Source organism: Pseudoalteromonas sp. MB47, assembly GCF_011319765.1.
GTDB lineage: Bacteria > Pseudomonadota > Gammaproteobacteria > Enterobacterales > Alteromonadaceae > Pseudoalteromonas > Pseudoalteromonas simplex.
Window position 1 is genome coordinate 155918 of sequence record NZ_VFBD01000026.1, and the last position, 26117, is coordinate 182034.

26 protein-coding genes are annotated in these 26117 nt (G+C 40.4%); 22 read left to right on the forward strand and 4 right to left on the reverse strand.

Annotated features, from left to right (window positions below; genetic code table 11):
- Position 1: 1 nt before the first annotated feature.
- From glgC to rluF, 6 genes are all read left to right on the forward strand, one after another.
- Positions 2-1300, forward strand: a complete 1299-nt coding sequence (glgC, locus tag IMPJCBKJ_RS14580; protein ID WP_054551973.1) for a glucose-1-phosphate adenylyltransferase — start codon at positions 2-4, stop codon at positions 1298-1300.
- A gap of 123 nt (positions 1301-1423) precedes the next feature.
- On the forward strand, positions 1424-2962 hold the full coding sequence (locus IMPJCBKJ_RS14585; protein WP_166340810.1) for a glycogen/starch synthase: 1539 nt from the start codon (positions 1424-1426) through the stop codon (positions 2960-2962).
- Between the two features lie 91 nt (positions 2963-3053).
- A complete protein-coding gene (locus tag IMPJCBKJ_RS14590; protein WP_054551975.1) occupies positions 3054-4268 on the forward strand; it encodes an HDOD domain-containing protein in 1215 nt (404 codons plus the stop codon).
- Between the two features lie 7 nt (positions 4269-4275).
- Positions 4276-5358, forward strand: coding sequence for a DUF418 domain-containing protein (locus tag IMPJCBKJ_RS14595; protein WP_082389199.1), 1083 nt, complete (start codon positions 4276-4278; stop codon positions 5356-5358).
- Positions 5359-5408: 50 nt separating this feature from the next.
- Entirely contained in the window at positions 5409-6488 is a 1080-nt protein-coding gene (locus IMPJCBKJ_RS14600; RefSeq protein WP_166340811.1) for an ABC transporter substrate-binding protein, read from the forward strand.
- Between the two features lie 89 nt (positions 6489-6577).
- Positions 6578-7522, forward strand: a complete 945-nt coding sequence (rluF, locus tag IMPJCBKJ_RS14605; protein ID WP_054551977.1) for a 23S rRNA pseudouridine(2604) synthase RluF — start codon at positions 6578-6580, stop codon at positions 7520-7522.
- Between the two features lie 72 nt (positions 7523-7594).
- Here the strand turns inward: rluF and IMPJCBKJ_RS14610 are convergent, their stop codons facing one another.
- From IMPJCBKJ_RS14610 to IMPJCBKJ_RS14620, 3 genes are all read right to left on the reverse strand, one after another.
- Positions 7595-8137, reverse strand: a complete 543-nt coding sequence (locus IMPJCBKJ_RS14610; RefSeq protein ID WP_166340812.1) for a hypothetical protein — start codon at positions 8135-8137, stop codon at positions 7595-7597.
- A 708-nt stretch (positions 8138-8845) separates the two neighbouring features.
- Positions 8846-11917, reverse strand: coding sequence for an efflux RND transporter permease subunit (locus IMPJCBKJ_RS14615; RefSeq protein ID WP_166340813.1), 3072 nt, complete (start codon positions 11915-11917; stop codon positions 8846-8848).
- The gene (locus tag IMPJCBKJ_RS14620) at positions 11917-13002 is read right to left on the reverse strand and encodes an efflux RND transporter periplasmic adaptor subunit (RefSeq protein ID WP_166340814.1); all 1086 of its coding nucleotides are present in this window, start codon (positions 13000-13002) and stop codon (positions 11917-11919) included. The genes IMPJCBKJ_RS14615 and IMPJCBKJ_RS14620 overlap by 1 nt, the downstream gene beginning before the upstream one ends.
- Positions 13003-13119: 117 nt before the next feature.
- On the opposite strand from IMPJCBKJ_RS14620, the gene IMPJCBKJ_RS14625 reads away from it, so the two are divergent.
- Positions 13120-14031 (forward strand): LysR family transcriptional regulator, encoded by a 912-nt coding sequence (locus tag IMPJCBKJ_RS14625; RefSeq protein ID WP_166340815.1) that lies wholly within the window; start codon positions 13120-13122, stop codon positions 14029-14031.
- Positions 14015-14323, forward strand: a complete 309-nt coding sequence (locus tag IMPJCBKJ_RS14630) for an MGMT family protein (protein WP_346774164.1) — start codon at positions 14015-14017, stop codon at positions 14321-14323. The genes IMPJCBKJ_RS14625 and IMPJCBKJ_RS14630 overlap by 17 nt, the downstream gene beginning before the upstream one ends.
- Here IMPJCBKJ_RS14630 and IMPJCBKJ_RS14635 read toward each other — a convergent pair.
- Entirely contained in the window at positions 14320-14949 is a 630-nt protein-coding gene (locus IMPJCBKJ_RS14635; protein WP_166340817.1) for a hemolysin III family protein, read from the reverse strand. The genes IMPJCBKJ_RS14630 and IMPJCBKJ_RS14635 overlap by 4 nt on opposite strands.
- Positions 14950-15207: 258 nt before the next feature.
- Here IMPJCBKJ_RS14635 and IMPJCBKJ_RS14640 point away from each other — a divergent pair, with 258 nt between their 5' ends.
- The 14 genes from IMPJCBKJ_RS14640 (at position 15208) to IMPJCBKJ_RS14705 (ending at position 25940) form a co-directional block, all read left to right on the forward strand.
- Entirely contained in the window at positions 15208-15486 is a 279-nt protein-coding gene (locus IMPJCBKJ_RS14640) for a hypothetical protein (protein ID WP_054551984.1), read from the forward strand.
- Positions 15487-15706: 220 nt separating this feature from the next.
- Positions 15707-16285, forward strand: a complete 579-nt coding sequence (locus IMPJCBKJ_RS14645) for an LON peptidase substrate-binding domain-containing protein (protein ID WP_138599476.1) — start codon at positions 15707-15709, stop codon at positions 16283-16285.
- Positions 16286-16347: 62 nt separating this feature from the next.
- Positions 16348-16971 carry a sigma-70 family RNA polymerase sigma factor gene (locus tag IMPJCBKJ_RS14650; protein WP_166340818.1) on the forward strand — a complete coding sequence of 208 codons (624 nt, stop codon included), beginning with the start codon at positions 16348-16350 and terminating at the stop codon, positions 16969-16971.
- Positions 16964-17614: a ChrR family anti-sigma-E factor gene (locus IMPJCBKJ_RS14655; protein ID WP_166340819.1), complete on the forward strand. Its 651-nt coding sequence runs from the start codon at positions 16964-16966 to the stop codon at positions 17612-17614. Before IMPJCBKJ_RS14650 ends, IMPJCBKJ_RS14655 begins: the two co-directional genes overlap by 8 nt.
- 10 nt (positions 17615-17624) lie before the next feature.
- On the forward strand, positions 17625-18578 hold the full coding sequence (locus IMPJCBKJ_RS14660; protein ID WP_054562362.1) for a DUF523 and DUF1722 domain-containing protein: 954 nt from the start codon (positions 17625-17627) through the stop codon (positions 18576-18578).
- Positions 18578-19969, forward strand: a complete 1392-nt coding sequence (phrB, locus tag IMPJCBKJ_RS14665; RefSeq protein WP_166340820.1) for a deoxyribodipyrimidine photo-lyase — start codon at positions 18578-18580, stop codon at positions 19967-19969. Before IMPJCBKJ_RS14660 ends, phrB begins: the two co-directional genes overlap by 1 nt.
- Before the next feature lies 1 nt (position 19970).
- A complete protein-coding gene (locus tag IMPJCBKJ_RS14670; protein WP_054551990.1) occupies positions 19971-20417 on the forward strand; it encodes a nuclear transport factor 2 family protein in 447 nt (148 codons plus the stop codon).
- Positions 20417-21127 carry an SDR family NAD(P)-dependent oxidoreductase gene (locus IMPJCBKJ_RS14675; protein ID WP_054551991.1) on the forward strand — a complete coding sequence of 237 codons (711 nt, stop codon included), beginning with the start codon at positions 20417-20419 and terminating at the stop codon, positions 21125-21127. Before IMPJCBKJ_RS14670 ends, IMPJCBKJ_RS14675 begins: the two co-directional genes overlap by 1 nt.
- Complete coding sequence (locus IMPJCBKJ_RS14680) at positions 21124-22380, forward strand: FAD-dependent oxidoreductase (protein WP_166340821.1); 1257 nt, start codon at positions 21124-21126, stop codon at positions 22378-22380. The genes IMPJCBKJ_RS14675 and IMPJCBKJ_RS14680 overlap by 4 nt, the downstream gene beginning before the upstream one ends.
- Complete coding sequence (locus tag IMPJCBKJ_RS14685) at positions 22373-23104, forward strand: DUF1365 domain-containing protein (protein ID WP_166340822.1); 732 nt, start codon at positions 22373-22375, stop codon at positions 23102-23104. The genes IMPJCBKJ_RS14680 and IMPJCBKJ_RS14685 overlap by 8 nt, the downstream gene beginning before the upstream one ends.
- 22 nt (positions 23105-23126) lie before the next feature.
- Complete coding sequence (locus tag IMPJCBKJ_RS14690; RefSeq protein ID WP_166340823.1) at positions 23127-24389, forward strand: cyclopropane-fatty-acyl-phospholipid synthase family protein; 1263 nt, start codon at positions 23127-23129, stop codon at positions 24387-24389.
- A complete protein-coding gene (locus tag IMPJCBKJ_RS14695; RefSeq protein WP_166340824.1) occupies positions 24367-24861 on the forward strand; it encodes a DUF2878 family protein in 495 nt (164 codons plus the stop codon). Before IMPJCBKJ_RS14690 ends, IMPJCBKJ_RS14695 begins: the two co-directional genes overlap by 23 nt.
- Positions 24862-24916: 55 nt before the next feature.
- The gene (locus IMPJCBKJ_RS14700) at positions 24917-25414 is read left to right on the forward strand and encodes a chalcone isomerase family protein (protein WP_166340825.1); all 498 of its coding nucleotides are present in this window, start codon (positions 24917-24919) and stop codon (positions 25412-25414) included.
- Positions 25407-25940, forward strand: coding sequence for a DUF3833 domain-containing protein (locus tag IMPJCBKJ_RS14705; protein ID WP_054551997.1), 534 nt, complete (start codon positions 25407-25409; stop codon positions 25938-25940). Before IMPJCBKJ_RS14700 ends, IMPJCBKJ_RS14705 begins: the two co-directional genes overlap by 8 nt.
- The last annotated feature ends 177 nt before the right edge of the window (positions 25941-26117 follow it).

Sequence of the window (26117 nt, forward strand, 5' to 3'; positions counted from 1 at the left end):
TATGCCAAGTTATGCAAACCGATATATAAGTAGTTTAACAAGAGAAACGTATGCCCTCATCCTAGCAGGAGGGCGAGGTTCACGTTTACATGAATTAACAGACTGGCGTGCTAAACCAGCAGTCTATTTTGGTGGTAAACACCGAATCATCGACTTTCCACTGTCGAACTGTATAAATTCAGGTATTCGTCGAGTTGGTATTGCTACTCAATATAAGTCGCACTCGTTAATTCGTCACGTAAATCGTGCATGGGGCCATTTCAAAAAAGAATTGGGAGAATCAGTTGAAATACTTCCTGCCTCTCAGCGAAATGGAGATGACTGGTATTGTGGTACAGCTGATGCGGTATTCCAAAATATGGATATTATCCGCCATGAGCTGCCTAAGTATGTGATGATCCTCTCGGGTGACCACGTTTATTGTATGGACTACGGTGGTTTGTTGGCTAAGCACGTTGAGACAGGTGCTGATATGACGGTATGTTGTATTGAGGTACCTTGCGAAGAAGCGGCAGATACATTTGGTGTAATGACAGTTGATGAAAGCAATCGTGTTCGTCGTTTTGATGAAAAACCTGCTGAGCCTACTTCTGTGCCTGGTAAGCCAGGGACCTGTTTAGCATCAATGGGTAACTATATTTTCAATACTGAGTTCTTATTTGAACAATTGAAAAAAGACGCAGAAACGGAAGGTTCTGGCCGAGATTTCGGTCACGATATTATCCCTGCTATCATCGAAGAGCATAACGTATTTGCATACCCGTTTAGAGATGTACATGATGGTCAGCCATACTGGCGCGATGTGGGTACACTTGACTCATTCTGGGAAGCCAACATGGAGCTGGTAATGCCACAGCCACAGCTTGACCTTTATGATCCAAAATGGCCAATTTGGACTTACCAAGAGCAGTTACCACCTGCTAAATTCATTTTTGATGATGATGACAGACGTGGTATGGCTGTTGATTCAACAGTATCAGGTGGCTGTATTATTTCTGGTTCTAAAGTTAAGAAGTCACTACTTTTCTCAAATGTATATGTTCATTCATTCTGTGAAATCGAAGAATCCGTAATATTACCAGGTGTTAAGATCAACCGAAATTGTAAGATTAGGCGTGCTATTATTGACCGTAACTGTGAGATCCCCGAAGGACTTGAAATCGGTTACGATAACAAAGTCGACAAAGAAAATGGCTTTAGAGTCTCGAAAAAAGGGATTGTGCTGGTCACTCGTGATATGTTGAATGAGCTTGCAAAGAAGTTAGAGCAACAAGAGCAAGATAATAAACGCCTTGCTTAAGCAATCGCGCTAAGACAAAAAGGGAGGGCATGTCCCTCCTTTATTTATATTTGAATAATACCAGTTTGCTTAATTAAGTATTATTGCCAATTGGTATAAAAGTTTTATGGAGTACTGCAAAGCATGCATGTATTGATGGTAGCTGCAGAGAATGATGCATTACCGAATGCAAAAGTCGGTGGTGTAGCGGATGTTGTTAGAGATTGCCCTAAAGCGTTAGTAGAAAAAGGCCTTAGTGTTGATGTGGTGATCCCAGATTATGGCTTTGAGTATTTAGAGCGGCATCACATAGGTGTAGTGCACGTGCCCTTTGCAGGTCAAATGCAAAAACTGGATGTGTGGAAGCTTGCTAAAAGTGAAGAAGGTATAACGCAACTGCTTATTTCTCATTGGGAATTTAGCCGTCATAACGGCGCTGTTTATTGTAATGATGAACCGGGCCGTCCGTTTGCAACCGATGCAAGTAAGTTTGCTCTTTTTAACGCTGCTGTTTGCGAAGCCTTATTACAAGGGCTTATTCGCACGCCGGATGTTGTGCATTTACATGATTGGCACAGTGCTTGTGTTGCTCTATTACTTAAAACAGATAGCCGCTATAGAAAACTAGCTCACTTATTTTTAGCTTACACAGTACATAACCTTGCATTGCAAGGGATACGTCCTTTCAAAGGTGATAGCTCAAGCCTAGAAGCCTGGTTCCCAAGTTTAGGTTATAACGGCGAAAGGTTATGCGATCCGCGCTATTTTGATTGCTTTAACCCAATGCGTACTGCTATTAACCTGGTTGATAAAGTACACCTTGTTTCGCCAACTTATTGCCAAGAAGTACTGCGTCCAAGTGATGCTGAAAAAGGCTTTTTTGGTGGTGAGGGACTTGAAGCTGACTTGCAGGCTGCCTATGAACAAGGGCGTGTAGTGGGCATTCTTAATGGCTGCGAGTACCCAGGAATGAAGCTTGAAAACATCAGCTTAGCGAGTCTTTATCAACATGCCGAAAATGCGTTATTTCAATGGATGGCAAAAGGCCCAGTATTAGATCCAAGCTATTACATAGCGCATCAACGATTACTTCAATTTAAAACTCGGCCGTTTTCTGGGCCATTAGTAACCAGTGTGGGTCGTTTAACGGACCAAAAAGCACTGTTACTTCGTCAGCCTTATGATAAAGGGCTTGTGTTAGATGAGTTATGTCAGCGTTTAAAACAACATAACGGCTACATGATTATTTTAGGCTCAGGGGATACTGAACTTGAGCACATCATGACATCAGTTATGGCACGTCAAGATAACCTGCTATTTTTAAAAGGTTATGCGCATTATGTTGGTGAATACATGTACCACTTAGGCGATTTATTTTTAATGCCAAGTTCATTTGAGCCGTGCGGTATTAGCCAGATGTTAGCAATGCGAGCAGGACAGCCGTGCTTAGTACATGGTGTAGGTGGTTTACGTGATACAGTAGAACATCATGTGAGTGGTTTTAGTTTCCAAGGCGAGAGTTTGGCATCACAAAGCTACGAACTTGTTACTAGTTTTAGTGATGCGCTTGAGCTTAAAAAATCGCAACCAGAAAAATGGTGCTCAATATGTGAACAGGCTCGAAATGCCCGTTTTACGTGGCAATCCGTTGCAGAAGGCTATTTATCTGGCTTATATCAATAAAAAGTAAGTGATTCATGGTAATTAGGTGACTTTTTTACCAATTTCAGCTATTAATTACTTAGTGTGATATAAAATAAGAAAAGTAGGTAAAGTGGCTGTATTTGTTGCTAGGCAAGCGGTCTTTAATCGTCGTCAACAAGTTGTCGCCTATGAGCTACTATTTAGAGATAGTTTACAAAATAGTTTTCCTGATGTGTCAGAGAGCACGGCAACGGCTCGCCTAATTATGGAAAACCAGCTCAATTTAGGTACTCGTCATATAACGTCGGGTAAAAAAGCATTGATTAATATTGGTCCAGAGTCTTTGAAGCTGGACCTTTGCGCATTTTTGCCAACAAATGATGTCGTGATTGAGTTACTTGAAACCATTGAGCCAACGGACGAAAATTACGAATATTGCCGTGAGTTATTTCATAACAACTATAAATTAGCGTTGGATGATTTTGTTTACCAACCCGAATGGGACCGTTTTTTAAAACTTATTCGTTTAATAAAGTTTGATGTTCAGCAAACCCCTTTTGAAGAATTGGCCCCGATTGTTCATAAATTAAAAAAGTATCAAAAGATAAAGCTATTAGCTGAAAAACTCGAAACAGCTGATGATTACGAAAAAGCGCATAAAATGGGCTTTGATTTTTTTCAGGGTTATTTTTTTGCTAAACCGAAGATGATTCAGCATCGTGATATTGATTACAATTATGCGCTGGTATTATCGATTTATGCACAAGTCATGCGCCCAGATCCAGATATCAGTGAAATCGCTGGTTTGTTTTCTTTAGATACTGCACTTGCTTATAAACTGTTACGTTTAATAAATAGCGGTGTTTTTCCTATAAAGAGTAAAATTGGCTCATTAAAACAAGCGCTTGTTTATTTAGGTCATGAACGACTTAAAAAGTTTGTTAGCCTAATTATTACTGCCCACAGTGCCCAGTCAAAACCAGCCGAGTTGACTCGGCTTTGTGTTGTAAGAGCCCGTTTTTGTGAATTAATCGCTCAGCGTGTTGCTAAACAGCAAACTGGTGAGGCATTTTTAACAGGGCTATTTTCATTACTTGATGCCATATTAGATCAACCTATGGAAAAGTTATTGGATAGATTGCCGTTTCCTGACGAAATTCATGCTGCTCTCATGCAAGAAAAAAATATCCTCTATTACATACTTGAAACGGTTAAAGCGTACGAAACTGGTAGCTGGTGGGCGCTTGAACAGGCTGTTGCCTATCTAAGTATTGAAAGCGCAGATCTTCCCAAGATATACGAAAATGCAGTAAATTGGAGTGATAGCTGCAGGCAAAACCTATAAGGGATTTATGCGCAATATAAATATGGATGTGTTACGGGGTATTGCGGTACTTGGCTTGATGTTTATGAACATCTACACCTTTGCTGTGTTTGAGTATGACTATACCCCAAGTGCTACGCCACCCTTTTCAGACTCGCTAATTTTCACTATTAATACCGTGTTTATTGATGGGCGTTTTAGAAGCCTTTTTTGCTTGTTATTCGGAGCATCTTTAGTTATTCAATGGCAGCTTTGGCAAAATGTTGAAAAACAACATAAACGGCTAAAAGTTTTGGCATTTATAGGCCTTGCCCATGGTTTTTTATTATGGGCTGGTGATATTTTGTTTATTTATGCTTGTGCAGGCTGGTTAACGCTTAAATTTAGTCAGCAAGATGAAGAAAAAAACTTGCGTATGGGTATGTTGTTTTTACTTCTCGGCGCCTTTATTTCATTCTTACTTACCTTTGTAGAGCCAGATTTTAACCCTGTAACGAGAAGCTCTGAGAGCTTTTTAATGGCGTATGATGCAGCGTATTCTTCTTACTTCGCAGGATTCGTCAGTAACTTTTTGGTATTTATCATAATGCTTATTGCTGTACCCCTTATCACTGTGTGGATGGCCGCAGGGTTAATGCTGATGGGTGTCTATTTATATAAGAAAGGCGTATTCATTCATGGTTTAACAAACTCCCAGTTCAAGTTGATTGTTCCAGCTGCGATAAGTTTAACGGCCCTGAGATTAATAATCGATCCAAACCAGAGTGTCTTTATGTACGCGATTGTAGAACCAATTAATTGGTTGGCTGCTTTATCCATGGCTATTTTTTATTGCCACATTATTGTGAAAGTAGTTAAGAATATCCCTAATAACTGGTTGCTGCTACAGCAAGCTGGGCGTATGTCATTGACGTTATATTTGATGCAAACAGTCATATTTATATTGTTTTTTAAAGTTGTATTTCCTACTGCTGCGCTTAGCTTTGATAGAATAGATTACTGGTTAGTTATTGCTGTTATGCTTGTTTTTCAATTGTTTTTTTGTAAAGTGTATAGTATGTATTTTAAACAAGGTCCGTGCGAGTTAATTTGGCGAAAATTATCTAATTAATTCCTCGTATACAATAATTATAATAGAGTGAGGCGGTAATGCGGATTTGCTTGTTTGTTCTAACCTTGCTTAGCTATTCACCGCTATATGCTGGCGAGCAATTCTCTGTGCTGTTAGTTAACCCCTCAGTTAAAAGTGATTTATTTTGGCAAAGAGTGACTAATGTGATGCAGGTTGCTGCCAAGCAAAATAATGTCGCTCTTACCACAATTTATGGCGGTGGAAATCGCCACATTCAATTAGCTGAGCTGAAACAATACCTTCAATATAACGCTAAACCCGACTACGCAATTTTAATTAATTACCCAGGTGGTGCAGAGCAGTCAATGACCTTGCTTGAGCAGCACAAAATTAAATTTATCACTCTTGAAGAAACGATTGTTGGCGTAGAGCGAGACGAAGTCGGTAAACCCCGTCAGCGCTTTAAGTATTGGTTAGGTGAAGTATTTCACGATAACTTCAAAGTCGGTGAGCAACTTGGCAAAGCCTTACTTGATGAGGCAATAAATACAAAGCAAACGCCTCATTTTGTTGCTATTAATGGCCATTATGGTACTGAATCTGACACCCGCAGTGATGGCCTCGTTCATTATTTACGTAAACAAGATGTTGAGCTTGAGCAAGTTGTCTATGCAAATTGGAGTAAGCAGGAGGCTGCGAATAAAGTAAGCCGATTATTGCAACGACACCCTGATAGCAATGTGATTTGGTGTGCGTCTGATTTAATGGCGCAAGGCGCCCTAGAAGCTGTGAAAGGTAAAACAGATAAAGCCTATTTCATAGGTGGCATAGACTGGCTTGATGATAATTTAGACTTAATTGAACAACAAAAACTCACTGCCAGTGTTGGCGGGCATTTTATGATGGGAGCGTGGGCACTAATTAGCGTGGTCGATCATCATAATGGCAACCCTTATTGGCAGAATCACGATGCGATTAAGTTTAAGCTTGGTGTGATCACAAAGCACAATATTCAAAGTTACCGCTGGCTAAGAAACATCAAAGATTGGTCGGTTATCCCTTTTGAAGCCTTCTTCCTGCAAAACAGTAAAAGCACTGAGTACGCCTTCGATTTTGATACGCTACATAGTTTATTGAGCGAAAAGCCCAAAAACGCAGCGCAACACTAAAAGTGTAGTCAAAGAGCCTAGATTCTACCTAGCTTGGTAAAGGCTTCTGGTATAAACTAGCGGCTTTAAAATCCAGACAGAAGTGTGCCATGACAGAGTTAAAGCGATTAAATAAATTTATCAGTGAAACAGGTTTTTGTTCACGCCGTGAGGCAGATAAATATATTGAAGAAGGTCGTGTTACTGTTAACGGCAACTTGCCTGAAATGGGCGTAAAAGTCAGTGACGCCGATGATGTACTCATTGATGGCAAGCCTTTAAAAGCAAAGCCTAAGCTGGTTTATATTGCCTATAACAAACCTGTTGGTATTACTTGTACGACTGAGAGAAAAATCCAAAGCAATATTGTTAAAGCAGTTAATTACCCAGAACGTATTTTCCCAATTGGACGCTTAGATAGACCTTCAGAAGGCTTAATTTTCTTAACTAACGAAGGCGACATCGTTAATAAAATTCTTCGCGCTGGTAATAATCATGAAAAAGAATACGTAGTAACGGTTGATAAACCACTTAATCGCCAGTTCGTTAATAAGATGGCAAATGGTATTCCTATCCTCGATACCGTTACTAAAAAGTGTAAGGTTAAACAAACCGGCCCGCAGCAATTTACCATTGTGCTAACACAAGGCTTAAACCGCCAAATACGCCGTATGTGTGAATATTTAGGCTATGAAGTGGTGACTTTAAAGCGCACACGAATTATGAACGTGACCCTAAAGGGTTTAAAAGTAGGGCAGTGGCGTCACTTAACCGAACAAGAAATGGCTGAGATCAATAACTCAATTGCCGACTCAGGTAAAACGGAAGAGCGTTCAATTGATGAAAACAAACAGCCAACGCAAGCTCGTGCGAAGCAAAAGCCACGCAATGAAGAAGAAAAAAAGCGCGACTTTTCTAAATACGTGAAAAAAGCACGCAATGATGCCAAGCAAGGTCAATCAAGATCAAAAGCTGGCAATCCACACTCATCAAAACCAAATCAAACGAAGCGTAGCAGTACTAAACGTACAGGTACATTAAGCCTGAAAAAGTAAGCTTCAGCGCATTAGAGCCCTGACTAGTCTTTACTGGTTCCCTCAGGGTTCTAAATGATACTGATTTCAACCTTAGCCTTTATTAGGGTAAATAGCATCATCTTCAAGACGGTCTCTTTTCTGTTTAAATTCTTTTTTAGTGAGTTTTTTCGAGATAATATCGATAAGTTGATGTTTTCTTACAAAGAATAGCTCTTTTGTATTGTCATCTTCAAATACTAATAGCGCTATTTCATTGTTTTTGACACTTGCTTCAATCAATTTGAGTCCATTCACAATCAAGTTAGGTCTAAAATACAGAGCAATCTGACTGTATTGTGGAAAGCCGTAATGAGATTCAACAGCGCGGCTTGAAACAGAATCACACCCAAGTTCAAAATCGGCTGATTGTTGCCCTTCACAAATATCTGCGATTGGCGTGCCTATTTCCCCAAAAATCCATCTTGAGTTAAATATCAATCCATTTTGCCCTTCAATTGCTAAAACAGCATCGGATAAACTTTCAACGGCAACGTGAAAAGCCACATTAGACTCATGCAGATAGTATGCTTTTTCATTGGCACTTAAAGTACCACTGAGTATTGCAATCAATAAGTAAAAACCACTTCTAAACATCTTAATTCTTCAAGTACTAAATCAGCAGAAATAGGTTAGCACACAAGCTGATAGGTTAAGCATTAAATAGACACCCACTTTATTAATAACCATAACAAGATCATCAAAAAATCATTAAATAGACACCCACTTTATTTAGAGCCATAACCAGATCATCAAAATGGACAGCCACGTTAAATAAATTTCACGAAAGCTAGTGCGCTTCCCCAAAAATGGACACCCACTTTAAATGGAAATCCACTTTAAAAGTAACTAGACACCCATCTTAAATAACGTTAACTAGACACCCACCTTAACCCACCTTAAATAACAAAAATTTATACTAGACACTGGCGAGCTCTCGGCACCCGACTTTACCGAGAATAATAAATAAGTTAATGATTGATAGCTGACCAATGTTTCACGACTAATAAACTGGGTTATCAATGGCTAGCTTTCAGAATGTATTTATCTTTATTACATCTCTATTGTTTGTTGGATATGGGGTGTTGGGGTTACTTACGAATAACATTCGTATAGGTAGCCGAAGCTATACAGGGAGCATTAGCACCACCCATAAGCACCAAGAACCAGTGCGCTTTTATTTTTGGTGTTGCTTATTTTTATTTGCTGGCTGTGGCGGATTTTATTACCTTTTAAAATAATAGGTAATAAAGAAAAAGCCCTAACAGTTTGCTGGTAGGGCTTTTGGTTGAGAGTCAATCTGTATTAATTAGCGTGACGCTGTTTAGGTACTTTGATCTTAAACAGCATGGTATAAAGCACAGGCACAACAATTAGTGTCAGCACTGTCGCAAAACCAAGACCAAACATAATGGTTACCGCCATTGACTGGAAGAACACGTCAAATAGCAGTGGGATCATGCCTAAAATGGTGGTAATTGCTGCCATCGCTACAGGGCGAACACGGCTTACACCAGAGTCGAATACTGCTTTGTAAGGGTCTTTGCCACTATCGAGTTCAAGATTAATTTGATCAACTAATACAATGCCGTTTTTAATGAGCATACCGCTTAAGCTTAGTAAGCCAAGTAGGGCCATAAAGCTAAATGCTGCATTCATTAGTAATAAACCAGCTGATACACCCACAATGGCTAGTGGCACTGTTGCCCAAATCACTAAAGGCTTTTTAACTGAATTGAATAGTAATACAGTTATAGCGAACATAGCTAAGTAACCAAGAGGTAATGAGCCGAAAATAGCTTTTTGCGCATCTGTTGATGACTCATATTCGCCGCCCCATTGCAATTCATAGCCACGAGGTAGTTCAATAGCTTCAATGTCTTTACGAACACGTGCAAAGAGCTTCGCTGGAGTCTCATCGCCAATAACATCGTGGTCAGCCATTACAGTGATGGTACGCTTACGGTCACGTCGCATGATCAAGCTGTCTTCCCACTCAACAACAAAATCATCAACCACTTGTGTCACCGGAACAAACACTCCTAACACTGGGCTGTAAATTTGTAAGTCGCGCAAGCTTTCAACGTTTAAGCGCTCTTCAGCAGGTGAGCGAGCAATAATAGGCAGCATTTGCGTGCCGTCTTTATATACGCCCACTTGTTTACCCGATAAGCTAGTTAACAGCAGCTGATCAAGGTCTGATTTAGCAATCCCTAAACGACGGGCTTTTTGCTCGTTAAATTGTGGACGAATTAACTTCGAGCGAGCACGCCAATCGTCACGAATATTAAATGCCCCCGCATCTTGATGCAGAATGTCTTTCGCCTCTTTTGCTAATTGGCGAAGTACCACAGGATCAGCACCAGAAAAACGCGCTTCAATTTTTGCATCTGTTGATGGGCCAATTTCCATACGTTTTACTTTGAGCTGAGCATCAAGTACATGCTCGTGTTGGTAATCGCGTACTTTTTTGATCATGGTTGTAACAGCTTCGCGGTCTTTTACTCGAATAATCAATTGCCCATAAGCTGGGTATGATTTTTCAGGTGCGTAAGTCAGCATGAAACGCGGTGCACCTTGTCCAACTGTTGTGGTAATTTCTTCAACCAGTGGGTCGTCTTGTAAGAATTTTTCGAGCTTTGCAACACCATCCATAGTGGTATGAATATCAGCGCCTTGCGTATGCCAATAATCGACATAGAACATAGGAGTATTCGATGCTGGGAAGAACGACTGCTTGATAAATTTAAAGCCATAAACTGAGCTAACAAGCAGGATCACCATCAGCAGTAGCGTGGTTTTACGGTACCGCATTGCTGTATGCAACACGCCTTTATAAACATTAAAAATAACACCTTGATAAGGGTCTTCATCGTGATGCGGCTGTTTTTCAGTGGCTTGTTTAAACATTAAATCAGCGAAAAAAGGCGTTAAGGTAATAGCTGTGATCCAGCTTAGTAACAAGGAAATAAACAACACCCAGAACAAGCTGCCAGCAAACTCACCACTGGCATCTGAACTCAAGCCAATCGGCGCAAAGGCAGTAATTGCAATAACCGTAGCCCCCAGTAATGGCCACTTGGTTTGATTAACGATGTTAGTCGCCGCTTGCAGTTTTGTTTGACCGCGTTTGAGGTTTATTAATATGCCTTCGGTTACTACAATGGCATTATCTACCAGCATCCCTAAAGCTATAATCAAGGCGCCAAGCGAAATCCGCTGTAAATCAATGGCAAACAACTTCATGAAAATGAAGGTACCTAATACGGTCAGTAGCAGTATTACACCAATCAGTACGCCACTTTTAAAGCCCATAAATATTAAAAGTACAATAATAACGATGGCAACAGCTTCAAGTAGGCTGATAATAAAGCCACTAACTGACTTCTCAACCTCTTCTGGTTGGTTATAAACGCTGTTAATTTCCATACCATGTGGTCGTTGATACTCTAGTGACGCTAAATGGGCATCAATATTTGCACCTACATCAACAACGTTAACGCCAGTGCTAAACGACACACCTACCAGTAGTGCTTGCTGCTGGTTATAGCGAATAATATTGTTAGGGACTTCTGCGTACTCACGAAAAACGGTGGCAACGTCACCTAAGTAAATAAGCTCATTTTCACCAGGCTTAGAAATCAGTAGGTTTTCGAGCTCTTTTACGTCTTTAAATTCACCGGTTGGGTGTAAGCGAATTGATTCATCGCCAACACGCACTTTACCAGCGTTCGACACGCTATTTTGAGTTTGTAAAAGTTGATAAATACGATTAGGCGAAATACCTAACTGGGCAAGTTTACGGGTTGAAATCTCAACCATAACTTGTGCTTGTTGCTCACCACCCACTGTTACTTTACTAACGCCATCAACCAAAACAAGCTCACGTTTTAAATAATCAACGTAATCTTTTAGCTCATCGTAAGAATAACCATCACCAGTGACTGCATACATCACCCCGTATACATCACCAAAGTCATCCATAATCTTGCTTGGATAAACACCTGAGGGCATCGACGATGCCTGATCATTGATTTTACGACGCAGTTCGTCCCATATTTGGCGTAAGTCTTGTTTACGATAATTGCTTTTCATCTCGACGGTAATTTGCGATTTACCCGGTGATGAAATACTGGTTACGTAATCAACATACGGTAGCTGCTGAATTGCATTTTCAATAGGGAAGGTGACTTCTTCTTCAACCTGCTGCGGTGACGCGCCCGGATAAAGGGTTATCACCATGGCTTTTTTTAGGGTGAATTCAGGGTCTTCAAGTTGTCCTAAGCCAAAGTAAGCGACGGTTCCACCAATAAGTAGAAACAGCGCGAACATCCAGCTAATGACTTTTCTTTCAATAGCGAGTGCAGCAAAGCTCATTATAAGCCTCGCTCTTTTTGCCATGGACGCACTTTCATGCCTTCTTCTAAAAAGTGCACACCAGCAGCCACAACGATTTGGCCTTCTTTAATACCTGATAGTACTTCAATGCCATCACGGTGTAATTGGCCAACTTCAACAGCTTGCTTGTGCACTAAACCGGTGTTTTCGTCATAAATCCACACAAAGCTGTTGTCGTTTTCAGACTTGGTAGGCTCTGAGAATACCGCCTCAACAGGCAGTAATGTATAAGGTGATTGTGAACTGGTGATTTTGCTTAAGTCTATATCAACGCGGCCAGTCATACCGGCAAGTAGATTAAAATCTTCTGGCACAGGTAATGAAAACACAACTTTATACGTTAAAGTAATTGGGTCGGCTTGGGTATCAAACTCTTTAATGGTTAATTGATATGACTTGTTTGGATAACCATCAAATACAACATCAGGTTGATAGTGAACGTCTTTATCGATGCGTGCAATGAGTTTTTCAGGCACTTGAATAACCACATCCATTAGGTCGCGGGTTTCAAGGCGTAGGATGTTTTGTTTTGCTTGAATGTTTTCAAAGTTTTTCACAAATACCTTTGCCACAGTACCCGCGAACGGCGCGCGTAATTCGCTATTATCTAGGTTGGTTTTGGCAATTTTAAGCGCTGACTCAGCAACTTGTTTATTAGCAAGGGCTTGGTCTAACTCAGATTGGCTGGCAATTGAGCGGTTAAATAGCTTTTGCACACGCTCAAGTTGAGACGCTGCAAGTTCATAACGTGCTTTGCGCTCATCATATTGCAGTTGAAAATCTTCAGGATCCAGTTTGGCTAAAAGCTGGTCTTTCTCAACGTGTTGGCCCGCAAGAGCAGGGAACTCAAGTAACTCACCATTTACTCGAAAGGCAAGGTAAGATCCTTGGTTAGCAACCACTTCAGCAGGAAAGCTGCGAATGCTCTGCTCCGAATTATTACCAATATTAAACAGTTTTACAGGGCGAACTACCGGCTCTGCTTCACCTTGTTGTGCTTGCTCTGAACATGCCGCAAGTAACAGAAACATACTGCTCATTAACACGGCGGGTGCCAATCTCATTGTCTTCTCCATAGATAAGAAAGCATAAATTTGCTGCAGGATACGCTGCAAAGATATAAAATAAAAATTATTAAATTTTAGAAACAGCATAAGTTTTATTTATATAGTTTGCTATTAATGAATTTAAATCAATTAATCATTCTAGATGCTATTGTGCAAAGCTCTAGTTTGAGCCAAGCCGCACTTAAATTGCATAAGACTCAACCTGCGCTCACGCTAGCGATTAAGAAGCTGGAGTCAGAGCTAGGTTTTGAGCTGCTAGACCGTAGTCAATATCGATTACACTTAACTGAAAAAGGCCGAATTTTTTATCGAGAAGCCCGACAATTGCTTAATGCAAACAGTGAGTTAAGCTCACTCGCTAAAGAGCTTGCATTAGGTAATGAGGCCAATTACAAAATATGCTACGAGCAACTTTGTCATCAAAACAGCTATAACCAAGTGATCAGTCGTACATTTAAACGTTTTGCCAGTACAGAGTTTAGTATTTCTTCAGGTAAACGTTTTGTATCTCTTGAGCAAGTTAATAGCCATGAGGCTGATTTAGGAATTGGCCCTTGGTTTGATTTGTTTCATGCAACAGGGGATCTAGAAAGTTTGCCAATTGGTAAATTTGATATAGGTATTGTCAGCGCGCCTGATGTGGTGCCAAGTTCAATCACCTTTTCAGAAATTCAAAATTACCCGTGTTTAGCCATGTTTGAAAGCGACTTGAGCTTTGATAGCGATAGGCTTTCTTATACCTTAGGCTCTGCATTAATGAAAATTGACGATATAACCAGTGTTAAGTCGTTTTTACTCTCTGGTGCGGGTTGGGCAATGATCAGTTTGCAACATTGCCAAGCAGAAATCGATGCTGGTTTATTGCAGCAAATTAAAATTGTCGATCGTGAACACCAGTTTGGCGCAGAAATTCGAGTTTTTAGACAGCATTCGGTTCATCATGGGCCTGTTGCAAGAGCCATTTGGCAAGATTTTAGCGAGGTCAGTAAACACTATTTGGAGTCGAGTCGTGCAGCAGCCAACTAAAGAAGAGTTAATTTATACCATTATTTGTGCCATTCCTGAGGGAAAAGTTGCCAGTTATGGGCAAGTAGCAAAGCTTGCAGGATACCCTAATAACTCAAGGTTAGTGGGCAGGTTATTAAAAGTAATGCCCGAAGGCTCAAACATTCCTTGGCATCGGGTAGTTAATAGCCAGGGTAAAATATCGTTTCCAGAAGGCAGCAATAAACACCTTGAGCAACGACAAAAACTACTCAGTGAAGGCGTTACCTTTAATAAGGCTAAAATTAATATGCGCCTGCACCAGTGGGACTAATAAACATACAAGCTAATTGATAGGTAATGACAAACACAGCCAACTAACACGAATACGTGCCAAATTGCATGGCTGTAATGGCGGGCTTTAGCGCTGTAAAACACTGTGCCTAAACTGTACGCAATCCCGCCAGCTAGCAACCACCATAAAGCGCTTAAATCAAGGTTCAAATAAAGTGGATAAACAAGTGCTAATGCAAACCAGCCCATTAATAAATAGGTAGCGAGAGAGACTTTTTTATTCGTGTTTTTGACCAGTAATTTATATGCAACACCACCAAGCGCTAAAGACCAAATAAACACTAAAGCAGCAATTGCCCAAGCCCCAGATAACGAAATAACCAAATAAGGCGTGTAGGTTCCGGCAATAAGCAAGTAAATCGCACAGTGGTCACATTTTTTATAAATGGCTCGTATACGCTCTCTGGTACTGGCGTGATATAAGGTCGAGGCTAAAAATAATACCAGTAGGCTTGAGCCGTACACGATGGCACTTACCGTAGCTGACACAACTTTAGATTGTGAAATTAAGTCCCACAGTACATATACCGAAAACAGGACTCCCATGCCGTGAGTAAGCACATTAAGTTGTTCTTCTTGGTGTGAATAAGGGAGTTGTTCTGTCATATCTATCTACTAAAAATGAGTGAATAAAACAGTTTCAGTGTACAAGTGTGCGCTGAAGTTGGCAATGCTTATTTTTTCACTAAATGTTGGTCAAAAAATTTAAATTTGTTGGTTATATTAACCAGTCCTGAATGAGGTTGAAAAATAAAATTATATTTAAATCCTTATAAATCAATTAATTAAAAAATATTTTCAGTGTGGCACAACCTTTGATTAAGTAATTACGACTAATTACTTAAAGAGACAAGGAATACCACTATGAATAACTCACTTAAATTAACTACTGCTGCGTTACTTGTATTAGGGTCAACTCAAGCAAGCGCTACTGACTTTGAATTAGATATCAGCAACACCATTACACAATCTGTTAAAAGCTATGTTCAACAAGCAAGCATTGAATTGAAAGAAAGCGTAATGAACAGCATTGAGTTTGATGCTCAAAAGTTACTAGATACTTACATGAGTGAAGATGCAATTGCTTCGAAAGAAGAAGAGTTAAAAATTGCTCAAGCTCCTAAAGCAACAAACAAGCAGTAAGGAAACAAGACAATGAGTAGTGAAATCAGCTTATTTTTACTTATGGTTGCACCGGTTTTGAGTTTACTCAGTGCGTATGCATCAATCGAATTATTTCGTAACGTTGCGCAATGGTTCAACTTCTAGAGTACAAAGTAGATATTAAGATTTCATGAAATATTGATCGGCGGATTAAAAACGCACGTAATTAAAGGCATGTGGTTTTAGAATAGTAGACTTTATGAAGCGTGCGATTTTTCCTTTACCGGTTTTTATTTTACCTGAAGGGTTCACCAAGCTAAGAATTTTTGAGCAGCGTTACTTAACGATGGTCAAAGAAGCGGTACAAGATAATACAGGTTTTGTGCTGTGCACTTATCAACACGATACAGATCTTAACTTGCCCGAAATAGGTTGTTTAGTGCAAATAACCGACTTCAATCAAGATGATAGTGGCCAATTACTAATTGATGTTTATGCTGAACATGCCGTGTCTATGCATAACGCGTATCAGGATAAGCAGCAACTACGCCATGCTGACATCGAACTAATTACATCGCCTTCATGGTATGTAAACACACCAATCAATGACGAAAACACTCTATTGAGCGACACGCTTCGTGCTGTGTTTGCAAATCAGCCTGATTTAGCTGGTCTTTATAAAACCCCACAATTTGATAACCTTGCTTGGGTTGTTGCCCGCTGGCTCGAAATTTTGCCTATTTCATTAGTTAAAAAACAACAACTTGCCTTTAAATCTAATTTTGAAAACTTGCTAAGTTTCCTCCATACTCTAATTAACAACGAATTTACTGATTAATGTGATCTCACATCAACTTTTTGGCGTATAAGTTTTTACGACAATAATTGGATGACACAAAGATGGTAAGTCAACAACTTCAAACCGGTTGTAAACCTAACACAGGTCAATTTTCTGCCATGCCAGATACACCAAGCAAAGAGCTTGCTGATGCCTTATTTGCTGTAGCAACGCACCGTGATAAGCGTGCGTTTGCTGTGCTGTTCCAATATTTTTCGCCAAAAATAAAACGTTTTGGAATCAAACAATTTGGCTCTGAAGCGCAAGCGATGGAATTAGTTCAAGAAACCCTTACCTCTGTATGGCGCAAAGCGCATCTTTACCACAAAGAGAAAGGTGCTGCGACAACTTGGGTGTATACCGTGATGCGTAATGCTTCTTTCGATATGCTTAGAAAAATGAAGAGCACTAAAGAAGAGTGCATTAGTGAAGATATCTGGCCATTGATTGATGAAGCCGAGCCAGGCCAGCATGAATTTAGTGACCATTTAGAAGATAAACAGATCAAACAATACCTTGATAAGTTACCCCTTGCGCAACGTGAAGTTGTGCGCGGTGTATATTTCCAAGATATGTCGCAAGAACAGCTTGCTGAACATTTAAATATTCCCGTAGGCACAGTGAAATCTCGTCTTCGCTTAGCCTTGCAGAAGTTACGCAATGAAATGGGAGATCACCATGATTAAGCACCATCCTAGCAACGAATTACTTGCCAAGTTCAGTGAAGGGAATCTACCTGCAACTTTGAGTGTTGCAGTCGCTATTCATGTTGAAATGTGTCCTGTGTGTCAAAAAGAGCTCGCTGCGCTTGAAGCGAAAAATGCAGACAATGTATTTACTGAATCAGCTACCGACTTGGATGATATGTTAGATCAAACACTTTTTGATGCCATCACCGCTGATGAAACGATTGATGAAGTGTACGAGCAAGCGCAGGTATCGGTTGATGTTAAAGACAAAACCTACACCTTACCCAGAGCGCTCACGCGTATTGGCCACAGCAAGTTTATGCAAATTGGTAAGCTTGCCCGCTCTCGTATTGATTTAGATGATGGCGCGTTACGAGCAAGCCTGCTGCATATTGATGCGGGTGGTGAAATACCTGAGCACACACATACTGGATTTGAGCTCACTTTATTACTAGATGGGGAGTTTAGTGATGAAGACGGAGACTATGTACCAGGTGACTTTATGATGTTAGATGGCCGTCACAATCACACACCAAAAACGATTGAAGGGTGCTTGTGCTTTACAGTTGTTAGTAGTGCCCTACACTTCAATAAAGGTATTAGTAAATTACTGAACCCAATTGGTAATCTTATCTATTAGAAGAGTTTATATGCAGCAATCGACAATTAAAATTGGTTTAAGTGCCTGTTTAGCTGGCGACAAGGTTCGCTTTGACAGCGGGCACAAGAAATCTAATTTTTGCATGGATGAGTTGGCTAACCATGTTGAATATAAAAAGTTTTGTCCTGAAGTAGCGGTAGGGCTGCCAATCCCTCGACCAACTATTCGTCAAGTGCGTGTTGGCGATACTATTAAAGTGTGTCGCCCAGATGGCACTGGCGATGTTGGCCCTAAATTAACTGAATACGGCAAACGTGTTGCAACAGAACAAACGGCAGATTTAAGCGGCTTTGTGTTTTGCGCTAAAAGTCCTAGTTGCGGTATGGAACGTATTAAAATCTACAACGAAGCGGGTACTGGCAATACCTCAGAAGGTATCGGCTTTTTTGCAGAGCAAATAATGGCGCATAACCCATTGTTACCATGCGAAGAAAACGGTCGTTTAAATGATATGCACCTTCGCGAAAACTTTGTAATGCGTGTTTATACCTACAAACACTGGCAAACATTAAGCGAACAACCACTCACAGTTCATCGATTGACTCAGTTTCATGCCCAATATAAGTACTTATTGATGGCTCATAACTACGAAGCTTACCGTAGTCTAGGAAATCTACTTGGCACTTTTGATGGCGAAGATATCCAAACTTTGGCTGATGAATATATTTTAGGGTTAATGACAGCCCTTAAAAAACCGGCTTCACGTAAAAATAACGCAAATACCTTAATGCATTTGCAAGGTTATTTTAAAAAATCGCTTTCTAAGATTGAAAAGCAAGAACTACGTGATGCCATCGATGAATATCGCCAAGGCTTAGTGCCACTATACGTACCACTTACGCTAATTAAGCATCATTTAAAAGTGCATCCAAACGAGTATCTTGCTAAGCAAGTGTATCTTGACCCCTATCCGAACGAATTAAAACTACGCTACGGAATTTAATGAATACATTATTTTGGTTTAGGCGCGATCTGCGCCTTTTTAATAACGACGCCTTGTATCATGCAATCGAAAATGGTTGCAGAAATGCGGTATTTTTTATTACTGAAAAGCAATGGCAAAAGCATGATGTGGCTGCTATCCAGCTAGATTTATTAAAGCGTAGGCTTAGCTTCTTGGGGGAGCTTTTAGCTAGCAAAGGTATTGAATTACATATTATTGATGCAGCCGATTACGCAGGCTGTGTTGAAAAATTAGCGTCATTTTGCGAGCAGCATCAAGTAAAAAATGTCTACGCTAACAACGAATATGAGCTTAATGAAGTAAACCGAGATAAAGCCTTTTTACAGCACGCTGACAGCTATGGGATTGCTTTTTATGCATACGACGGCGATGTGATTGCGCCACCGGGAAGCATCAAAAATCAAAGCGGCGAAATGTTTAAAGTATTTACGCCATTTAAAAATGCATGGCTAAAAGTTTATCAAGACACCCACTTTTATTTTGCTGAGCCGCCGAAGATGTTCGAGCCAATTGAGTGGCAGCCAAGTGAGTTATTAGCCTCAGACGGCAGCTCAGAAAAATGGCCTGTTGATGATGAAACGCTCAGTCACGTTTGCGCGCGCTTTATTGAAGAAAAACTCGCAACATATCAAGACCAACGAGATATCCCAAGCATTAAAGGCACCTCGGGGTTAAGCCCTTATTTAGCCCTTGGTATTGTCAGCGTTCATCAATTATTGGCACTGATCCAACAGCACCACCCAGATGTACTACGAAGCAGTAAAAGTAACTTATTTTGTTGGGTTAACGAATTGATTTGGCGTGAGTTTTATCGCCATCTTATCTCGATTTATCCAAACCTAAATAAGTACGAAAATTTTAACGATAAATACAACGCTGTGAAATGGCGTGATGATGACAGCGACTTTAAAGCATGGTGCGAAGGTAAAACAGGCTACCCGTTAGTTGATGCTGCAATGAGGCAGCTACTGCAAACTGGCTGGATGCATAACCGATTACGCATGGTGGTTGCGAGCTTTTTAACCAAGCATTTATTAATTGATTGGCGTAAAGGCGAGCGTTTTTTTATGCACCACCTAATAGACGGCGACCTTGCATCTAATAACGGTGGCTGGCAATGGGCTGCAAGTACGGGGTGTGATGCTCAGCCATATTTCCGAATTTTTAACCCTATCACCCAAAGCGAGCGGTTTGATCCAGATGGTGAATTTATCCGTAAATATTTACCAGAGCTGGAAAAAATACCTGCTAAGCAAATCCATTTTCCGCATGATTATCTAGCGAAACAGGGTAAGTCGAGCAGTTATTGGCCAGCAATTGTTGATCATAAAGCCGCACGAGAGCGAGCGCTTAACGCATTTAAGGTGTGACATGGACAAGGCGATCCTTGATAGGTTTATTGATGTTTATCAAACACTCAATAAAGACAATTTACAGTTACTTAATGAAATCTATCATACAGATATTCATTTCGCAGATCCCTTGCATGCGGTAAATGGTCTTGGGGAACTGCGTGAATACTTCAAAAACCTTTACGCCAATGTACTTTCTTGCGAATTTGTTATTGAAGACAGCTATGTTACTGAAAATACCGAGGGCAAAGACGACATCGCGTTTATCTATTGGACTATGCAATATCGACATCCAAAGCTTAACAAAGGCCAAGCAATCTCGGTTGCAGGCCATAGCCGTTTAAAGTTTGCTGGCGATAAAATAATTAATCATCGCGACTATTTTGACGTAGGCGCTATGCTTTACAGGCATATTCCCGTGCTTGGCTCGGCTGTGAAATACATCGATAAAAGAGCGAGTGCATAATGACGACATTAATTACAGGTGCAACTTCAGGTATTGGCGAGTCATTAGCAACGCTTTATGCAGACAATAATGAACAGGTCATTGCATGCGGTAGAAATTCAGAAAAGCTTGCTAAATTGAGCCAACATCAAAATATTGAGTCTTGCCAGTTTGATGCAACAGACCTTCAAGATATTCGTTCGAGCACAGTGGCTTATACGCAATTTGACCGGGTTATTTTAAATGCTGGCAATTGTGAGTACATTGATGATGCTCGCAATTTTGACAGTAGCTTGTTTGAACGGGTAGTCACGACCAATCTGCTCAGTATGGGCTATTGTCTTGAGGCGCTATTACCAAAAATAAAGCCCGGTGGTCAGCTGGTGCTCGTAAGCTCTAGTGTGACTTATTTACCCTTACCGCGCAGCCAAGCATATGGTGCGTCTAAAGCCGGTGTAAGTTATTTAGCTAATAGCTTAGCGGTTGATTTAAAAGATATCGATGTCACTTTAGTTCACCCTGGTTTTGTTAAAACGCCGCTGACTGATAAAAACGACTTTCCTATGCCTATGGCGGTGAGTGCAGAAAAAGCGGCAAATTATATTTATAAAGGGGTCGCGAAAAGGCGCAAAGAAGTGCACTTTCCGCACCGTTTTACCTTCATTTTAAAATTTTTAAGAATGCTTCCTACGCCACTTTGGCTGAAGCTTGCAAAAGGATTATCACGTTGAAAAAAGTGGCTGTTATTGGATCTGGCATAGCGGGTTTAAGCTGTGCACACCTATTGCATAAACACTACGATGTAACCGTATTTGAAAAAAACGACTACATAGGTGGCCATACTGCAACCATAGACGTAAAAGTTGATGGCGTTGAGTACGCTGTTGATACAGGCTTTATTGTCTTTAACGACCGAACTTACCCATATTTTGAAAAGCTACTAAAGCGCTTGGGCGTTGACCGTCAGAAGACCCAAATGAGCTTTAGTGTGCATAATGAGCAAACGGGCTTTGAATACAACGGCCACACTTTTTGGAGCTTGTTCGCACAAAAGCGCAATATCTTTCGTCCTAAATTTTGGAAACTTTTAAAAGACATTGTGCGTTTTAATGATGTGTGTAAATCATTGCATGCTGGAAAAAATTACAAAGAAAATCAAACTCTAGGCGAGTTTTTAGACGAGCATGACTTTAACGAGTTTTTCCGTTTTCATTATATCTTGCCGATGGGCGCTGCTATTTGGTCAACAAGCATTAAAGAGATGGCGCAAGTTGGCGTAGAGTTTTTTGTTAAGTTCTTTTATAACCATGGTTTGTTGGACATCACTAATCGTCCGCAGTGGTATGTTATTCCGGGTGGCTCTCGCGAATACATTAAACCTATGATCCAAGGTTTTGCTGATAAAATTCGTTTAAATAGTAATATCAGCTCGGTATCTCGTAAAGATGACAGTGTGCATGTTCATTTTGATGATGGCCACAGTGAATCATTCGATAAAGTTGTGTTTGCTTGCCACTCAGATCAAGCTTTAAAGCTGTTATTAGACCCAAGCGAAGACGAAAAAAGTGTTCTCTCAGCGATACCTTATACGGCTAATTCAGTGGTACTACACACTGATACTTCACTGCTACCAAAACGCAAAGCAGCATGGGCGAGTTGGAATTATCTGTTAAATAACAACACAGACAAAGCTGCTGTTGTAACTTATCAGATGAATATTTTGCAAGGCATTAAGAGCAACACGCAATTTTGTGTCACGCTTAACCACCTTGATGGCATTGATAAAGATAAAATTTTACGCGAGTTTACCTATCATCACCCGGTATTTAATAAGCAGTCGATTGCCGCTCAGCAGCAAAAGTCTCTTATTGACGGTAAAAATAATAGCTATTTTTGCGGTGCTTATTGGTACAACGGTTTCCACGAAGATGGTGTAAGAAGTGCTGTAAATGTGGCAAAGCAACTCGGAGTCGAGTTTGAATAGCGCCATTTATGTAGGTGATGTTCGCCACAGGCGCTTTGCCGTCAAAGAGCATCACTTTAAATACCCGCTTTATATGATGTGGGTCGATTTAGCTAAGCCTGATGAGCTTAATGGAGTTCATCCTTGGCTTGGCTTAAGTGGTTTCAAGGCGCTTAAATTTAATCAGAGCGACTATTTTAATTATCAAACCGATATGCAGTTGCCACTCAAGCAGCGTGCACTTAACAAAATTAAAGAGCTTGGCATTGACGATCAATTTACCCATGTTTTTATGCTCGGACAGGTGCGCTGTTTAGGAATTTATTTTAGCCCGGTTAACTTTTTCTTCTTCCAAACTAGTCATGGCGAGTTCACTCACATGCTTGCTGAAGTCAGCAACACACCCTGGAATGAACGTCATTATTATGTCGTACCCCTTGAAAAAAAAGTGAACTTTAAAAAGGTTTTCTCCGTATCACCTTTCATGAACTTAGATATGAACTATCATTGGCATATTAGAATGAATTCTGATAACACCATGATTCATATTGAAAATAAAAAAGACGACACTCTTTTGTTTGATGCAACCCTGCGTTTGCAAAAGCAGCCTCTCACGAAAGAGCAGGTTAGTGCCGTGCTTAAACAGTTTCCGGCTATGACGTTAAGTATTTTTAAAGGTATTTACCTTCATGCTTTGAAGTTGTTTTGCAAACGTGTGCCATTTATTGGCCACTCGGGCAAATAAGAGAATTCAACTAGGTGATGTGATGGAAAAAGTATCAAATTTAACACAAGCCCAAACGACCGGCTGGATGACAAAGCTTTATAAAAAACTGGTAATAGGTGCATTCAATAGTATCAACATCGGTTGCATTACTCTTAAAGAGGGTAACCAAACAGAGCAATTCGGTGACATTACAAGTGATTTACACGCAACGGTCACGGTAAATGATGCTGCTATGTATAAGTCATTTGCGTTATCTGGTAGTGTGGGTGCCGGAGAGGCTTATATTCTCGGCTATTGGGATTGTGACAACCTCACTAAACTTATTGAAATATTTGCCCTTAATCAAGATCAGCTAGATGCATTCGAGAAAAAATTCGCCTTCTTAAGTGGCATTGCGCACCGAGTTAATCACATTAAAAATAAAAACTCTGCCAGTGGTTCGAAAAAGAACATCGCGGCGCACTATGATTTAGGCAACGATTTATACAGTGCATTTTTAAGTGACGAAATGTTGTATTCATGTGCTGTTTACCCGTCAAAACAAGCTAGCCTTGAGCAAGCCCAAGCGCACAAACTCGCATTGATTTGTGAGCAGGTTGATTTACAACCCGGTGATTCGGTGATTGAGATTGGCACAGGGTGGGGCGCATTTGCGATTTATGCAGCAACACATTTTGATTGCCATGTAACAACGACCACCATTTCTGATGAGCAACATGCCTATGTTGAACAAAAGGTTAAAGAGCTTAACCTTGAGCATAAAATAACGTTATTAAAGCAGGATTACCGCCTCTTAGAGGGCAAGTACGATAAGCTTGTATCAATTGAAATGATTGAAGCTGTTGGTCATGAGTATTTGCCTGGCTTTTTTGCAAAATGTCAGTCTTTATTAAAAGACAGTGGTGCCATGCTTATTCAAGCAATCACCATAGCTGATCAGCGTTATAGCCATTACCTCAAAAATTCCGATTTTATTCAGCAGTACATCTTCCCAGGTGGTTGTTTGCCTTGCTTAGACGAAATGAATAAGCAAATAAAGCAGCAAACAGACATGGTTGTGCACAGTGTAAAAGATATTGGTGTTCACTATGCAAGAACACTGGCTGATTGGCGCGAGCGCTTTGTCGCTAGCTGGCCTGAAATAGATAAAGTGAAATTTGACCAGCGATTCTATCGTTTATGGTTATTTTATTTAGCTTACTGTGAAGGTGCGTTCAGAACCCGTGCTATAAGTACAGTGCACTTAGTTGCCCGTAAACCTCGTTTTGGCCATTCTGGCGATGATATCGCGCTCGATTATTAATTTTGTTTTGTTTCAAGGAGTCTGGTTTATGGCCTTACTCCTTGAGCACAACTCTCTGATACCCGCTTTAGCTGTTGTCGCTTTGATGATTTATCTATCAAAGCAACGCCAGCAAGATAGTTGGCTACTCTTATGTGGTTTGCCTCTCGCACTGGGCTATGAATGGCTTGCCAGCAGCTTAAATTTACTTGCCTTTAAAGTAAGCCCTTTTCCTCTATGGCTTGCTGTACTTTGGGCTGCACTACTTTTAACCATTAATACTTCGATGCACTTTCTACAAAAGCTGCCTTGGTATATTGCTTGGGGTGTTTGCGCGCTATTTGCTCCTGCTAGTTACTATGCTGGAATGCGCTTTGAAGTGCTTAATACTGAGCTCGTTCTTTGGCAGTTTTGGCTCGTTTATGGTTTGGGTTGGGCAAGTATGTTTATGGCGATAATCGCTATTAATAAGCGATTTTTAGCGGCTAAATGATCAGTTTTAGGTGGTTTTTCGTAGTGTTTTACAACACAACTTTAAGGATTATTCGATGAAACAGTCACTTAATTTAAGTTTATTTGCTGCGTTATTGTTCTCTGCGGGCGTGTATGCAAATGGCTTTAAAACGGTGGGCCAAGCGAAAATGGAGTATCTGTTTTGGGATGTGTATAACGCCAAATTAGAGACCCTATCGGGCTCGTATCAATTTGGCCAACACCCCAGCAAACTTACACTCACTTATTTGCGGGATTTCGATGCGAAAGACATCGTCAAAGCAACCAACGAGCAATGGCAACATTTAAAGCTCAATGACATGGTAGGTGCTTACGATAAACAATTATTAGCCCTTTGGCCTGATATCAAAAAAAACGATTCTTTGTCGTTTCAAACCAACGAGCAAGGAATTGGTACTTTCTACTTTAATGATAAAAAGCTAGGTCAGATCGATGATAATAGATTCGCTGACAACTTCTTAGCAATTTGGTTAAGCGCCGACACGTCTGAACCATCACTTCGTAAACAGCTTATTGGAGGGAAACATGATTAAGCTCAAAGCACTCTTTATTTTTGCTATGGTACTGTTAATTACCAGCTGCTCTGCGCCAGATGTTGATTATTATCACGGAACAGAGCCTAAGTTTGACTTTAAGCAGTTTTTTAGTGGTGAGCTCAAAGCCTACGGCGTTGTGCAAGACCACAAGGGCGAGTTAACTCGTAAGCTGGTAGTTGACATGCAAGCATCTTGGAACGGCAATCAGGGAGTGATTGACGAGCAATTTGTTTATGATGATGGCGAAACGCAAACCCGTGTTTGGTACATCACCATTAATGATGATGGCAGTATCACAGGGACAGCATCAGATGTGATTGGCGAAGCAAAGGGTGAGAGCAATGGAAGCGTGTTCCATTGGACATATTCTGTCGAGCTTCCATATGATGGTAGTACTTTAGTGGTAAATTTCGATGATTGGATGTACTTGGTAACACAATCACGCTTGATAAACCGTACCGCTATTGATAAGTTTGGCTTTGAGGTCGGGGAAGTTACCTTGGTTATCGAGAAAATTGAATGATGGTTTGGCTATCATAAAATTTTGTGATGGAAGTTAAATTAAGTCTTTATTAATACTGATGTCACTAACCTTGTGATTGATAGTTAAATAGTAGTCATTTTTGAATAAATTACGTAAAAATAGCAATTTGCTGTTGCTAACTTCTCAAAAATGCATAAAGATAGGTTTTGCGAAGGC

Excerpts from the sequence above, each read along its gene's own strand:
- IMPJCBKJ_RS14705 (WP_054551997.1), top strand. The coding sequence starts at position 25,407 with ATGATTAAGCTCAAAGCACTCTTTATTTTTGCTATGGTACTGTTAATT.
- IMPJCBKJ_RS14700 (WP_166340825.1), top strand. The coding sequence starts at position 24,917 with ATGAAACAGTCACTTAATTTAAGTTTATTTGCTGCGTTATTGTTCTCT.
- IMPJCBKJ_RS14675 (WP_054551991.1), top strand. The coding sequence starts at position 20,417 with ATGACGACATTAATTACAGGTGCAACTTCAGGTATTGGCGAGTCATTA.
- IMPJCBKJ_RS14635 (WP_166340817.1), bottom strand. The coding sequence starts at position 14,949 with ATGACAGAACAACTCCCTTATTCACACCAAGAAGAACAACTTAATGTG.
- phrB (WP_166340820.1), top strand. The coding sequence starts at position 18,578 with ATGAATACATTATTTTGGTTTAGGCGCGATCTGCGCCTTTTTAATAAC.
- IMPJCBKJ_RS14660 (WP_054562362.1), top strand. The coding sequence starts at position 17,625 with ATGCAGCAATCGACAATTAAAATTGGTTTAAGTGCCTGTTTAGCTGGC.
- IMPJCBKJ_RS14625 (WP_166340815.1), top strand. The coding sequence starts at position 13,120 with ATGAATTTAAATCAATTAATCATTCTAGATGCTATTGTGCAAAGCTCT.
- IMPJCBKJ_RS14670 (WP_054551990.1), top strand. The coding sequence starts at position 19,971 with ATGGACAAGGCGATCCTTGATAGGTTTATTGATGTTTATCAAACACTC.
- IMPJCBKJ_RS14585 (WP_166340810.1), top strand. The coding sequence starts at position 1,424 with ATGCATGTATTGATGGTAGCTGCAGAGAATGATGCATTACCGAATGCA.
- IMPJCBKJ_RS14655 (WP_166340819.1), top strand. The coding sequence starts at position 16,964 with ATGATTAAGCACCATCCTAGCAACGAATTACTTGCCAAGTTCAGTGAA.
- IMPJCBKJ_RS14620 (WP_166340814.1), bottom strand. The coding sequence starts at position 13,002 with ATGAGATTGGCACCCGCCGTGTTAATGAGCAGTATGTTTCTGTTACTT.
- IMPJCBKJ_RS14615 (WP_166340813.1), bottom strand. The coding sequence starts at position 11,917 with ATGAGCTTTGCTGCACTCGCTATTGAAAGAAAAGTCATTAGCTGGATG.
- rluF (WP_054551977.1), top strand. The coding sequence starts at position 6,578 with ATGACAGAGTTAAAGCGATTAAATAAATTTATCAGTGAAACAGGTTTT.
- IMPJCBKJ_RS14610 (WP_166340812.1), bottom strand. The coding sequence starts at position 8,137 with ATGTTTAGAAGTGGTTTTTACTTATTGATTGCAATACTCAGTGGTACT.
- glgC (WP_054551973.1), top strand. The coding sequence starts at position 2 with ATGCCAAGTTATGCAAACCGATATATAAGTAGTTTAACAAGAGAAACG.
- IMPJCBKJ_RS14640 (WP_054551984.1), top strand. The coding sequence starts at position 15,208 with ATGAATAACTCACTTAAATTAACTACTGCTGCGTTACTTGTATTAGGG.
- IMPJCBKJ_RS14695 (WP_166340824.1), top strand. The coding sequence starts at position 24,367 with ATGATATCGCGCTCGATTATTAATTTTGTTTTGTTTCAAGGAGTCTGG.
- IMPJCBKJ_RS14645 (WP_138599476.1), top strand. The coding sequence starts at position 15,707 with ATGAAGCGTGCGATTTTTCCTTTACCGGTTTTTATTTTACCTGAAGGG.
- IMPJCBKJ_RS14595 (WP_082389199.1), top strand. The coding sequence starts at position 4,276 with ATGCGCAATATAAATATGGATGTGTTACGGGGTATTGCGGTACTTGGC.
- IMPJCBKJ_RS14650 (WP_166340818.1), top strand. The coding sequence starts at position 16,348 with ATGGTAAGTCAACAACTTCAAACCGGTTGTAAACCTAACACAGGTCAA.
- IMPJCBKJ_RS14690 (WP_166340823.1), top strand. The coding sequence starts at position 23,127 with ATGGAAAAAGTATCAAATTTAACACAAGCCCAAACGACCGGCTGGATG.